This window comes from Kribbella antiqua (assembly GCF_004345665.1).
In the GTDB taxonomy this organism is placed as follows: domain Bacteria; phylum Actinomycetota; class Actinomycetes; order Propionibacteriales; family Kribbellaceae; genus Kribbella; species Kribbella antiqua.
The window spans coordinates 155,785-167,744 of sequence record NZ_SLWR01000008.1; the positions used below are offsets into that span (position 1 = coordinate 155,785).

Annotated in this window: 13 protein-coding genes; 7 read left to right on the top strand and 6 right to left on the bottom strand. The window is 63.9% G+C overall.

Translation table 11 applies throughout. From position 1 onward, the window contains the following. Positions 1-18: 18 nt before the first annotated feature. The 5 genes from EV646_RS23065 to EV646_RS23085 are packed head-to-tail and all read right to left on the bottom strand — an operon-like array spanning position 19 to position 2,168. Positions 19-975, bottom strand: coding sequence for a hypothetical protein (locus tag EV646_RS23065; protein WP_132151887.1), 957 nt, complete (start codon positions 973-975; stop codon positions 19-21). Beyond that, positions 972-1,343, bottom strand: a complete 372-nt coding sequence (locus EV646_RS23070; RefSeq protein WP_132151889.1) for a hypothetical protein — start codon at positions 1,341-1,343, stop codon at positions 972-974. Before EV646_RS23070 ends, EV646_RS23065 begins: the two co-directional genes overlap by 4 nt. Beyond that, positions 1,340-1,603 (bottom strand): hypothetical protein, encoded by a 264-nt coding sequence (locus EV646_RS23075; protein ID WP_132151891.1) that lies wholly within the window; start codon positions 1,601-1,603, stop codon positions 1,340-1,342. Before EV646_RS23075 ends, EV646_RS23070 begins: the two co-directional genes overlap by 4 nt. Next, complete coding sequence (locus EV646_RS23080) at positions 1,600-1,923, bottom strand: hypothetical protein (RefSeq protein ID WP_132151893.1); 324 nt, start codon at positions 1,921-1,923, stop codon at positions 1,600-1,602. Before EV646_RS23080 ends, EV646_RS23075 begins: the two co-directional genes overlap by 4 nt. Further along, positions 1,920-2,168, bottom strand: a complete 249-nt coding sequence (locus EV646_RS23085; protein WP_132151895.1) for a DUF6284 family protein — start codon at positions 2,166-2,168, stop codon at positions 1,920-1,922. The genes EV646_RS23080 and EV646_RS23085 overlap by 4 nt, the downstream gene beginning before the upstream one ends. A gap of 190 nt (positions 2,169-2,358) precedes the next feature. Here EV646_RS23085 and EV646_RS23090 point away from each other — a divergent pair, with 190 nt between their 5' ends. The 5 genes from EV646_RS23090 to EV646_RS23110 all read left to right on the top strand — a co-directional run bounded on the left by EV646_RS23090 (position 2,359) and on the right by EV646_RS23110 (position 6,476). Then, on the top strand, positions 2,359-3,084 hold the full coding sequence (locus EV646_RS23090) for a GntR family transcriptional regulator (protein ID WP_132151897.1): 726 nt from the start codon (positions 2,359-2,361) through the stop codon (positions 3,082-3,084). Then, positions 3,084-3,578, top strand: coding sequence for a GNAT family N-acetyltransferase (locus tag EV646_RS23095; protein WP_132151899.1), 495 nt, complete (start codon positions 3,084-3,086; stop codon positions 3,576-3,578). The genes EV646_RS23090 and EV646_RS23095 overlap by 1 nt, the downstream gene beginning before the upstream one ends. Positions 3,579-3,932: 354 nt before the next feature. Continuing rightward, entirely contained in the window at positions 3,933-4,658 is a 726-nt protein-coding gene (locus tag EV646_RS23100) for a hypothetical protein (protein WP_132151901.1), read from the top strand. Between the two features lie 215 nt (positions 4,659-4,873). After that, positions 4,874-5,362, top strand: coding sequence for a hypothetical protein (locus EV646_RS23105; RefSeq protein ID WP_132151903.1), 489 nt, complete (start codon positions 4,874-4,876; stop codon positions 5,360-5,362). Positions 5,363-5,510: 148 nt separating this feature from the next. Then, the gene (locus tag EV646_RS23110; RefSeq protein WP_132151905.1) at positions 5,511-6,476 is read left to right on the top strand and encodes a ComEC/Rec2 family competence protein; all 966 of its coding nucleotides are present in this window, start codon (positions 5,511-5,513) and stop codon (positions 6,474-6,476) included. Between the two features lie 9 nt (positions 6,477-6,485). On the opposite strand, the gene EV646_RS41020 is transcribed toward EV646_RS23110, so the two are convergent. Beyond that, entirely contained in the window at positions 6,486-7,469 is a 984-nt protein-coding gene (locus tag EV646_RS41020) for a YDG/SRA domain-containing protein (protein ID WP_199237135.1), read from the bottom strand. A gap of 399 nt (positions 7,470-7,868) precedes the next feature. Here EV646_RS41020 and EV646_RS23120 point away from each other — a divergent pair, with 399 nt between their 5' ends. Further along, positions 7,869-8,141, top strand: coding sequence for a hypothetical protein (locus tag EV646_RS23120; RefSeq protein ID WP_132151907.1), 273 nt, complete (start codon positions 7,869-7,871; stop codon positions 8,139-8,141). A 1,089-nt stretch (positions 8,142-9,230) separates the two neighbouring features. Continuing rightward, complete coding sequence (locus EV646_RS23125; RefSeq protein ID WP_132151909.1) at positions 9,231-11,939, top strand: AAA family ATPase; 2,709 nt, start codon at positions 9,231-9,233, stop codon at positions 11,937-11,939. Positions 11,940-11,960 lie beyond the last annotated feature (21 nt).

Below are 11,960 nucleotides of genomic sequence, written 5' to 3' on the forward strand. Positions count from 1 at the left end.
CGCTTGCGCTCCTATCGGTCAGGCCGCGACCCGGGCCGGTTCGCCCATCGCGTCCGCGTCGTGGTTCGTGGTCTTCGGGGAAGTGGTCAGCTCGTCGCGGACAGCCGCCGCGACCTTCGGGGACAGGCCGGTTGAGCAACCGGTTGTGTGCCGCGCCCACGCCGGGGTGATGTCGTCGGCCGCCGTACCGGGCTCGACCGCCGCGAGAGCTTCGGTCACGTAGTCGGCCAGCAGCTTGCGACCCGGCTTCGCTGTCTTCCGGCGCGGCTTGGCTGGCTTGCTGTTCGCCTTGGCTGCCGGGGCCGTCTCGGTCGTCTCAGCGGCCGTCTGAGCGTCGTTGGTGGTGGCCGGCAGCTCAGCAGCGGCGGGCGGGGTGTCGAGCCGGTGAGATGGCCCCTCCGGGTCAGCCAGCGCGGCTGCCCGCTCCGCCCGGAGCACCGCTTCGGTCAGCCGGTCCCGCAGCACCGGCGCAGTCTCGGCGGCACAGAACACCAGCAGCGGCGGAACCGAGTGCAGCACGATCCCCGCGATGTCTCGATGACCGAACGACGCCCACGTGTTCATCACGTACGTTGCCGCGAACGCGAGCTTCTTGGTCTTGCCGATCCACTTCGTGTCGTCGAACACCTGGTATCGCGCGGTGATCTGCTCAGCTCGCAGTACCGCGATCAGCACCAGCGACACCATCGGGTCCAGCAGCCACGCCGCGAACCACGGCAGCGACCACAACACCGCACCCTGCGCCGCGAACGCCTGAACGTTGACCATCGTGAACGCCAAACCGAGCACGATCCCGACCCACATGCACCGGTCAACCTGCGTACGGACCGACTCCACCCGCAGCGCAACCACATCCGGATGCGTGGACAGTGCCCGTACCTGCGACGCCTCCGCAGCAGCCGACCGGAGCTTGTCCACGGCGTTGGGCTTGCCGGTGGCCGGCGCTTTCTCCGGGGCAGGTACGACGGTGCTCATCGGTCGTCCTCCTTGTCCAGGCGGAAGCCCTGCCAGGTGATGGCGAGCTGGGCGGCAGCCGCGCACTCAGCGGTTCGGTCGGCGTGGGTCGCGGTCTCTGCCAGCGCGGCGGCCGCCATCGCGACGCTCTGGGCGGGGTCGCGGGTGTCGTCGTAAACGTCGTACTCGGTCAGCGACCGGCGTAACCCGCTGCTGAGCTGGGTGGCGAGCCGGGCAACGGCGTGTTCGAGCTGGCGCAGCGAACCCAGCAGCGCGTAGGCGACCGGGGCCGGGACCGTGGCCGTGAGGGTGGCGTGGTTCAGTGTCCGGATCGCCTCGTAGGCGTCATTGGCGGACTTGATCATCGCGTCCATGCGGTCGGGGTTCATCGGCCGTCCTCCTCGCCGCTCAGCACGCGCTTGGCGTCGGCCAGGAACCCGGACAACACCCACAGCTCGCCGTACGCCGTCGCGGCCTCCGCCGACACCGCCTTACCGGCCGGGGGCATCCCCCCACAGAGCACGAACCGCGACAGGTGCTCGAACCGCGCCCGCAGCTCGTCCTCTACGCCGTCGACGCTGTCGATGCCGAGCCGGTCAGCCCAGACCTCGTCCAGGAACACCGGGTCATGCACCTTCGGGCGGCTCACTGGGCACCCACAGCGATGAGGTACATCCAGGCGTAGAGGTTGCCACCGACAGCGGCAGCCGTGACCGCGACCCGCGCCATAGCGGTCTTGATCTCGTCGGAGAACGCCCGCCCCGGTATGACCACCAGAGTGGACATGACGATCGCGAAGACGATCCCGGCCAGGCCAACCGACAACAGCACCCGGACAGTGCCGTGATACCTGCTCACGTCGTTGAAGGTCAGAGCCAGCGCGAGCAGCGTCGACATCAGCAAGAACACGTTCCGGGCCGTGTTCTCAGCAGCCGTGTACTGCCTCTCGGGAGCGGTCCGGCCGTTCATGCCGCACCTTCCGAACCCGAGTCGTCGGACGCCAGTTCGCGGGCCACAACCATGACCCGGTGCTCCGCACGCCGCACTCGACGCCGGTCCAGAACCGACGCGGCTGGACCCGCGTTGATGTACGCGATCTGTGCGTCCAGCAAGTCCAGTTCGGCCGTGATCAGCGGCCACTCCTGTTCGATGGCGGCCAGATCAGCGGGGGTCGGCTCCTCGTCGCTGACGGCTGAAAGGTAGATGATGCTCACGGGTAGTGCTCCTGTTCTGAAGGGACGGGCGCGACCCAGACGCCTCGGCGGGTGCCACCGCCGGGGCGTCGCTATTTGTTGCCCTATGGGCCTTGGTCTTCTTATCTGGCTTGTTGGAACAAGTTGCTTCGAGTGACATGTTGGAACAAGCCGCATAAGCTTGTCAAGCAGCAATCGAGAGGACCTTGAGATGCCGGAGACGTTGCAAGAGCGGGTCGCCCGCCTGATCCGTGACTCGCTGGGCGAGCCCGGTTCAGCCTTGCCCAGCGAGGCGGAACTCGTGGATCGCTACGGCGCGAGCCGCAACACGGTCCGTGCCGCACTGGCCGCGCTGGAGGCCGAAGGGCTGATCACGAGCAGCCAGGGAAGGACCCGCCGCGTCCGTCAGATCCACCGCTGGGAGTGGAAGATGGCGGAGTGGGAGAGAGCCCACAACAACGACGGCGACGCCTGGGCGAACACCATCAAGGCTCAGGGCGGGATACCAAAGAACGACCTCAGCATCCTCACGATCCAGGCACCGGCCGAGGTAGCCAAGGCGCTACAGATCCCCGAGGGAACCCCGATCCAGGCGCGTAATCGCCTCCGGTGGGTCAACGACGAACCTCACCAGCTAAGTGACTCGTACTTCCCGCCCTTCGTGACCGACGGAAACGAGCTGTTCTGGAACCCCAGCGACCTCGGCGTCCAGGGCGGCCTGCTCGCCGCGACCGGACACAAGCAGGCGCGCTGGCACGACACCCTCACAGCCCGGATGCCCAGCACGGAAGAATCCCAGCGCCTGATGATGGCCCCGGGCACCCCATTACTCGTTCACACCCGCGTCGGCTACGACGCCGAAGGCCGTCCGGTGCGCTACATGGTGACGCGCATGGCGGCCGACCGCGTCGAGGTCTCGTACGACCTGGACGCCTGATGCTGATCACACTTGACGAATCACACCGCCAGCTCGTCCATCGCGTCCGCGATGAGGCGGGCGAATGGCTGGCAACCAAGGACACCGACCAATATCGCGGCGGTCTCGACATGGCCAAGGTCCACGCCAATATCGATCGCGACTTCGACAACTACCCGTTCGTTGGATGGGAGGTTGACGGTGAGGTTGTCGCGATGATGGCTCTAATTGATCCGGAGTCCGACTTCTGGTCACCTGAGGAGTTGGCTCAGCCGCAGATCTACATCAGCCGGTTCTTCGTCGTTGAACACGGCAAGGGGTACGGCGACGCCCTCCTGAGGGCGGTCGAGGATCTGGCGCGCGAACAGGGAAAATCCTGGGTCCGCATGAACGTCTGGAGCACGAATACCAAGCTGCATGACTACTACCTGAAGCGTGGTTACGACCATATACGAACCTGTCAGGTTCCCGGCCGGATGAGTGGCGCACTCTTCCAAAAGCGGATTATCACGTAAGCGCTGGCGCTTGCACTAGAGCCTTCGGACCCCTTCGCGGTCGCCGACCACCTCAGCGGCTTGGTCTGGCGCCGGTGGAAGACCTATGGTCATCCGCTGACGTGGGTCAGCGCTCAGTGAGGTGCCCCTCTGTGGCGCTCGGTCCCTGGCCGCACACCTCCTGTCGCATGGACCCATCGGCAAGCCCGTCGTGAATCGGCGACGTACGAACACGCCCAGCGGCTACATGGCAACCTGATGACGCTGCTTCCGTCACTGGCCGTGCGCTGAGACACTCCTTACAGGTAGCAGCACCCATGGCATCATGGGCAGGCGAGCGCTACCGGTGTCAGAGCGACAATGAGGTGGAGACGAATGTCCACGGTGCCACTGAGTCACGATGAGTTGGCTCTTGTTGTGAAGGGGCACTTCAATCCTGCCATATTTTCGCCGGCTTGGCTCTCAAAAGTCGAGTTGATTGGACCAGGGGAATACGAAGACTCTGAAGTCCAGGTGATTTCGCCCGCCGTTGCCAAGTTCCAGTGTGGCTGGTTGGAGTGCACTGTCACGCAAGACACGTTGCAGCTAAGCACAACGGAGGAGGCTGAGTTTGAGCGAACCCGGGATGCGGCTGCCGGCGTTCTGCGCATACTCGATCAGACCCCTATCGCGGCACTGGGTATCAATCGGTTTGTGCATTTTCCTGCTGGTTCTCTGGAGCAGTGGCACAGCATCGGGGACACGCTCGTCCCGAAAGATAACTGGAGTGGCGTTCTGACCCTCCCTGGTCTGCTGAATCTAACGCTTTATGGCGTTCGGCCAGACAGGTATGCCGGTAAGGTTCAAGTGATAGTTGAGCCATCCGAGTCGGTTCAATATGGTGTCAAGGTCACGCATAATGATCACTACGATCTAAGGCTTGTCGAGAGTCAGCCTGTCGATAGGGAAAGTGCGGCGAGAATGAATTATGAGGGAACTGGGGTTCCCTCATCGGACAGAATTCCGCTTGCTCTTGAGATCCTGCGTGATGATTTCCAATCTGCGATTAAGCGGTCGAATCAAATGGTGAATCATTTGTTTAAGGTGGGGGGGATTTCATGACGGTGTCTGGCGAGGGGACTGTGGACATAGATGCCCCAAGTTCGCCCACGCTTCCAGATTTCGCTTCGCTCTTTAATCGTGCGCCGCTTGGGCCTGCACATTTTACGGCTGGGGTGCCTGTTCCTAGGGCGACCATGCCGCCAATTGGTCGTAACTTTTCAAGCGTGCTGCGTTCACGCACCTTCCGTTTCCCCTCAGGTGATTCCGATCAACTGATGGCCGAGTCCTCGCGAATCCTCCACGATCACTTGATAGGTCGAGTCCATCCAGATGTAGGGCCCCTCTCGACGTACTTGGATGCGATTCGTTTCGCCTCAGGCGCGCCATTGCGGTCGTTGAGCGAGGGGCCTAGCCAGGCGCCGCCGAAGCCCGCCGATGTGGTTGTGAGTGGAATGGAGAAATGGGAGGGCAGGGTTGTTGAAGTTGAGGACGACTATTTCACTGCAGAAATTACCCCACTCAGCAGTGAAGGCTCTGCTGTATACGCGGATTTTTCGACCGAGTTGCTCTATCCAGAGGTCGTGGTGCCGGGCGACGTTGTCTATGTGACGGTGCGCACTGTGAATCACGGCAGGGGTTATGGCGTGAGCAGGACCTCATCGGTCCGGCTGCGGAGGCTCGGGGTTTGGACAACCGAGGAGGTCGAGCAGATCAAGGCCCGCGGTAGGCAGAGGTTTGAGGACGTTGCGGACTACATCGAATAGCGCGCAAACTGCCGGTCCGCCGGCCGGCGATGTGATAGAGGTCTCCATATTTGGTCCCGGGAAAGGTGAGTCAATCCTCATTCACCTTGGGAATGGTGATTGGGTCATTGTCGACTCCTGTGTTAATCAGACCGATAACACTCATCCTGTGCTGGATTACCTGGACCGTCTCGGTGTCGACGTTTCAACTCAATTGAAGCTCGTAGTCGGAACGCATGCCCATGACGACCATATCGCTGGACTTTCTCAGGTCTATACGAGGGCGTCTTCGGCCCAGTTCGTTATGTCGGCCGCCGCTACCTCTGAGGAATTTTTCGCGCAAGTTGAGGCGGATGAATCGATCGAGCGGGAGATCCGGCCGAAAATTAGGAGCGAGTATCGAGCCATTTTGGATGAGGCCAAACGGCGCGGGGCGATCAGGAATAATCCGAGACCGATACTGAAGGCATATGAACAACGGCCACTTTGGCAGCGAAGTGCGCGCGATGACCTGCCGGGTGTAGCAATAACCGCTTTATCTCCATCTGATGAAGCCATTGATCGCGCCCAACTCAAGTTGGCTGAAGGTACAGCGAAGGTCGAGAGCCGGCGTAGGCTTTCGGCGGCCGACCCGAATGAAATGGCAGTGGCTATCTGGGTTGAAGTCGGTGACCACGCGATTCTGTTGGGATCTGATCTACTGAACGGACCCTCGCGCTGCGGGTGGAGTGCGGTGCTGTCCAGCATTACGACGGACGCGCGAGCATCGGTGTTCAAGGTCGCACATCACGGCTCTCCAAACGCTCATCACCCGAGCGTGTGGTCCGACCTGCTCGATCCCGATGTAGTTGCGCTACTCGCTCCCTACAGAGGTGGCAGAACTCCCCGGCCGGCGCCTAGCGATATTTCCAGAATCTTGACCCTGACTGACAATGCCTACATTTCTGCGACCCCGACGAAGCCAGAATCCGCCGCTACCAGACGGGTTGCAGCGCACCTGAAAGGACTGGCGACGTCGGTGCGTGACCCTTGGGCGACAGTTGGGCAGGTGCGTGCACGGATGCAATTCGAAGCATCTGTATGGGATGTGGAAACGGTCCGCCCGGCCCGGCATCTGTCGCAGGTTAGCCGCTAGAAACCCAGATCAGCCTCTATGGTGCTCACGGTGGTAACGAAGGTGTTCTGTGTCAATCGTGTGGCGCCGATGAACAGTCAGACGAATAGGTCCGGCTGGTCGCGTGACTGTTAGGTCGTCACCGACAGAAATCATGCCAAAGTCGAACAACACATGGCAATTAGGGCACAGGCACAGAATGTTCTCTGGAACGTCAGGTCCGTCGTGTGGCCGACCGAGGGGTCGAATGTGGGCTGCTTCTGAGTAGCCTCTGCCGCGGACAGTGAGCCGCAGGCCGCAGAACTGGCAAGTGTGGTCGTGCAGGTCCTTGACGTGTTCTGCGACGGCGCTGGAGCGCACGACGCGTTGCACGGTGGAACTGCGTCGACCGGGCCTTTCCGTGCCTGTTGGGGCGTCCCTGTCGGCATCGGACCCAGGTTCGGCGGGCAGCTCGGCGGTCAACTTGACCAAGCGGTATCGGCAGATACGGAAACCGCTCCTACCTATCTGAGTCCACCAGCTCTCGACTCGGAACAAGCCATCGTAGCGATAGCCGGCCGAGGGAGCGTGAGGCGAGCTGTGCGGGCCACGAACCACCCTCACCGGTGCTCCAGTTAGGGAGCTGGTGACCAACGCCGCGTTGCCGCGAGCATCGAGGGACTGGTCTGCGACCTGGCGACGAGTACCCGGGTCGTTTCCTCCGTGACCGGTGTAGATGATGAAGTCGCCATGGTCCTCGTCATCTTCGTAGCCACCAGATACAACCACGGATTCGGCGCCGGCTGCAGCCGTGCCGACGATGCCGGCCTGCCCTTGGCGATGTACCCCCGCGGCGTAGGCCGCCTCTCGCGACGGAAACATGGTCCCCACGGGCACACCCGGAACATGCCCAAACAGTCTCTGAGTCGCCATGCTGTGAATCATGCCGGAGACGATCGACAGTTCGCTTCCCTGATGGCGTCTGCTCGAGCCTCGACGCGGAAATGGTGCGGAAGTTTGGTCATTGGCCAGCATCTCCGCAGGTCAGGGCGATTCAGACACCCCTCCGTAAATCTGTCGGCGTGTGCCAACGCAGGTTCGCACCCCTGCGCTGGCCAGAAGCCCAGCTTCCGTCTTAGCCGACAGGAACGACGTGCTGACGTCGCGCGTCCAATGTGGTCGAAGGCTCTCGCTATGGACCTTCTGGCCAGTTCGTTCGTTGGGGATCAAGGAGGTCGGCTCAGCATGAGGGCGGTAGGGGTGCGGGCGCGGACGGCGGTTGGCGCATTGACCAGGTCGAGGCCGCGACGAAGTGTCAGTCAGGTAGCCGGTCGCCGGCGCCATGCAGCAGTCCATGCAGAAGGTCGCTCGGCAGAGCCTCGTCGACTGGCGGCAATCGAGAGGGCAGGTCTGTGGGCCGCCGTTGTGTCAACTGTGATCTCGGCGGTAGCGCTCACCTATACGGGACTTGCTTACCGAGATCAACTGGAAACGAATGCCCAGCAACAACGAGCGATTGCTCAGCAGGAACGAACGATTGAACTTCAGGCAGCCGCGCTCAACTCGCAACGGCAATCGATGCAGCTTGAGCTGGATGCAGCCAAGGTGCAACGCGCGACCCTCGCAGTTCAACTCCGCATCGCTCAGGAGCAGTTGGCCGCGTCGCGCCGGAGGAATGCCGACTCGCCCGCTCGTGAGCAGGGATAGGCGCGTCCCGATGTAGTACCCGAACGGGGTGACAATGAGCTGTGGGGGCGAAGTACCCATCTCCCAAGAAGGCAAGGCGGGGCGGTCGGGACATTGGCGAAGGCGGCGAAGGCTCAGGCTAGGAGTAGGCATCTCGAGCGGTGGCAGACGTTGTTAGCCGCGGCCATCGCCGCGCTTGCGAGCGTCGTGGTTGCCTTCATTGGATTCGCAGGTCAAGACGGCCAACCGCCAGGTGCGCCGACAACGACCGGATCCACCTTGAGCACGTCTGTGCCCACGCCGACAGAACCTACATCGAGCACGTTCACCCTGGGCCTGGCCGAGATTGCTATCACTTCCTGGTCCGAACGCCCGATGCCACCGCCGCCTGGCCGGCGGTATGTGTTCACCGGTATCGCACGAAACCTCCCTGGCGAGAATTCCTCGATCTTTGTTGTTGCTAGGCGGTCGCCCTCGGAGTCCGATGCGATGCGAGTACCGGACCTGTGAGTGAAGCGTGGTTGGTCTCGCCGAAGGCCGCGACGGGAAAGGACGGGAGGTGGACTGTCCGCTGGGACCTACCTACCCCGCCCGCGGAGGCGCAGTGGATCGCCGTGGTGTGGCTCGCGGTGCCCAATTCGTGCTCCCCGGGACGCGCCTGTGGCGGGGATCCATACGAGGAACTCCAAACTAGGGGCCCGCAGGCATCAGACGTGCCGGGCCGTCGCCACAGCACCACCCGGCGCCCGTCGAGCACCGTAATCGGCGGCACGGAACCGCCAATACAAGGAAACCCATGGGCATGGACGAGGTCGATCCGTGACCGGATCTGTGACCGAGATGTCCTGACAGGTGGTCGATCGGATCGCTACGGATGAGACGGTTGAGACCGGCCCGCAGGCGGGCAGCGTCGTCACTTGGCACCAGGTGAGGTCGATGAGACAGCGTCAGGGCTACTCATAACCCAGAGGTCGCAGGTTCAAATCCTGCCCCCGCTACGAAAGAAGGCCCGGACCATCAGGTCCGGGCCTTCGTTTTGCTCTGTGAGCTCTGAACTGCGGTTTCGTGCTTCAGCCCCGGTTGGGGCGTGGCCTGTGTCATATTCGTGGCATGGCGGAGGTCGTCCGCGGGCGGGACAAGGAACTCCAGGCTGTTGCCGAGTTCTTCGACGCGGTGACGGCCGGGCCGGTCGGCCTGGTGTTCGAAGGGGACGCCGGGATCGGTAAGACCACGGTCTGGAATGCGGCCGTTGCTCAGGCGCGCGCGACCGGACGAGTGCTGGTCGCGCGGCCAGCCAAAGCGGAGTCGGGGTTGGCGTTCAACGTCCTGACGGACTTGCTCGAACCCGTCTTCGACGACGTTGTCGCCGATCTGCCGGAGCCCCAGGACCGGGCGCTGTCCATCGCTCTGCTGAGGGTCGAACCCGGACCGGATCGGCTTGACCAGCGCGCTGTTGCCGCGGCCACCGTGTCCGTCCTGCGCAGACTGGCTGCGAATGGTCCGACCGTACTGGCGATCGATGACCTCCAGTGGGCGGACCCGCCGTCGGCCAGAGTCCTTGCCTTCGCCCTCCGTCGGCTCGCCGGGCTTCCCGTCGGGCTCTTGGCCTGTGTACGGCGCGGTGAGCCGGACGGACTCGCGGACGACGTCGTACGGTCGATCGATCGCTGCCGGCGGATCCAGGTCGGGCGGCTGGGGACTGAAACTCTGCGCGACCTGCTCGAGGACAGGCTCGACCGGCGATTCACGAGCCGGGCGATGGCGCGGATCGATCGAGTCGCCGATGGAAATCCGTTCTTCGCGCTCGAGTTGGCTGAAGCCGGCGACGACCCCACCCTGCAAGTGCCGGACCGACTGCGGCGCATCGTGAGTGACCGTATCGCCACCTTGTCCGATCAGGCGCGCGATGCACTGCTCGTCGTCGCCGCTGCAGGAACGGTGGAGGTCGAGCTGCTCCCGGCCGCCGTACTGCAAGAGATAGCGGGCATAGTCGACCTGCACGCATCGAAGGTGACCTTCCGGCATCCCCTTTTCGCCGCGGCTGTGTACGACGCCGCAGCACCGGAGCAGCGTCGTCAGGTGCACGCGAGGCTCGCGCAGCTCGTCACGGACGTCGAAGAGCGAGCCCGTCACCTGGCGCTGGCAGCAGCTGGTCCGGACGCGGCAATCGCAGACCTGCTGGCGGATGCGGCTGAACACGCTCGTCGCCGCGGTGCACCCGAGACCGCCGCCGATCTGGTCGAGCACGCCAGCGCCCTGACGCCCAACGATCAAGCCGACGTACGACGTCGTCGAACCATCCAGCGGGCTGAGTACGCCTTCCACGCGGGCGACCTCGCAGTTGCCCGCGAAACGCTGCTGGCGATGCTGAAAGAGGAGGCCGACGGGCCGCAGCGAGCTGACGCCCTTCGACTGCTCGGCGAGATCCGCTACCTGGGGGACAGCTTCTCCGAGGGGATCCAGCTGTTGCAGGAGGCAATGAAACATGCCCGCGGCGACAGCGCCCTGGAAGCCGAGATCGAACTGCGGCTCGCCTTCGGCACCCTTTCGACCGCGGACTACGACGCCGCGGCGGACCACGCTCATCGTGCCCTCGACCTTGCTGAGCAGGCTGAGGAGCCCGCCCTGCTCGCCGAAGCACTCGCGTCGGTGGCCGGCCTCGACGTACTCGTCGGACACAGCGTCGACAACGTCAAGATCGCGCGTGCTCTCGACCTCGAAGACCCGCATCGACCGGCCTCGTTCATGATGCGGCCGAGCCGGGTCGCCGCGTACCTCGAGTTCTACGCCGGCCATCTGGCTGCAAGCGACCGGCTGCTGGAAGCGCTGCGGCGGCGGACCATCGACGGCGGCGAGGAGACCGACCTGCCCTATCTTGACGGCTACCTCATCTGGTCAGCGTGCTGGCGCGGCGACCTGCCGGCGGCCGCCGCGTACGCCGACGAGGCGCTCGATGCCGCCATCCGGACCGGCTCGGAGTCCTTGCGGTCCGCGGCACTGGGCTTCGCCGCACTGCCACCCGCGTTCGCAGGCGACAGCGCGCTGGCAGAGAGCCGTGCAGCGGAAGCCATCCAGCTGGCCGGGAGCACTGGTCGCCGGCTGTCTGTGCTCTGGGCGAGCTGGGCGCTTGCACTTGTGGCGCTCGCACAGGACGACCCGAAGGCCGCCCACGATGCCCTAGGACCTCTCGCCACAGACCATGCCATCGCAGAGCCGATCCGTGCCTTCTTCGTTCCCGACGAGATCACCGCGCTCGTCGGGATCGGCGAGCTCGTTACGGCGGAGCGTTCGCTCGACCAGTTCGAGGAGGCCGCCGTACGCATGGAGAGGTCGTGGGCACTGATGCTGAGTGACCGCTGTAGAGCGCTCGTACTCGCGGCACACGGAGACCTAGCGGCCGCGTCCTCGACGATGCAGGCTGCGCTGACCAGATGCGCGGATCTCGAGCTGCGGTTCGAGGTAGCGCGCACGTACCTGATGGCCGGCCAGCTGGAGCGTCGGTGTCGGCGACGGGGTGCAGCCGCTGAGTATCTCGGGCAGGCCAGAGACCTCTTCGACGCGGCGGGCGCTGAGCTCTGGGCGGCACGGACGCGCACCGAGCTTGCCCGGCTTGGCCAGACCCGCACTGATCCGGCAGAGCTCACTCCCACCGAAGCGCGAGTTGCCGAGCTGACGGCGTCCGGCCTGACCAACAGGGAAGTGGCTGCAAAGCTGTTCATCAGCGCCAAGACCGTCGAGGCGAATCTGGCCCGCGTCTACCGCAAGCTGAACATCCGGACGCGAGCCGAGCTCGGCGCCAGGCTGTCCCGCCATCCATAGAGACATAGGGAAACACCCGAT

Bases quoted from the DNA above. Each gene is read 5' to 3' on its own strand.
- EV646_RS23065 (WP_132151887.1), bottom strand. From the start codon at position 975: ATGAGCACCGTCGTACCTGCCCCGGAGAAAGCGCCGGCCACCGGCAAG.
- EV646_RS23070 (WP_132151889.1), bottom strand. From the start codon at position 1,343: ATGAACCCCGACCGCATGGACGCGATGATCAAGTCCGCCAATGACGCC.
- EV646_RS23080 (WP_132151893.1), bottom strand. From the start codon at position 1,923: ATGAACGGCCGGACCGCTCCCGAGAGGCAGTACACGGCTGCTGAGAAC.
- EV646_RS23090 (WP_132151897.1), top strand. From the start codon at position 2,359: ATGCCGGAGACGTTGCAAGAGCGGGTCGCCCGCCTGATCCGTGACTCG.
- EV646_RS23095 (WP_132151899.1), top strand. From the start codon at position 3,084: ATGCTGATCACACTTGACGAATCACACCGCCAGCTCGTCCATCGCGTC.
- EV646_RS23100 (WP_132151901.1), top strand. From the start codon at position 3,933: ATGTCCACGGTGCCACTGAGTCACGATGAGTTGGCTCTTGTTGTGAAG.
- EV646_RS23105 (WP_132151903.1), top strand. From the start codon at position 4,874: ATGGCCGAGTCCTCGCGAATCCTCCACGATCACTTGATAGGTCGAGTC.
- EV646_RS41020 (WP_199237135.1), bottom strand. From the start codon at position 7,469: ATGCTGGCCAATGACCAAACTTCCGCACCATTTCCGCGTCGAGGCTCG.
- EV646_RS23125 (WP_132151909.1), top strand. From the start codon at position 9,231: ATGGCGGAGGTCGTCCGCGGGCGGGACAAGGAACTCCAGGCTGTTGCC.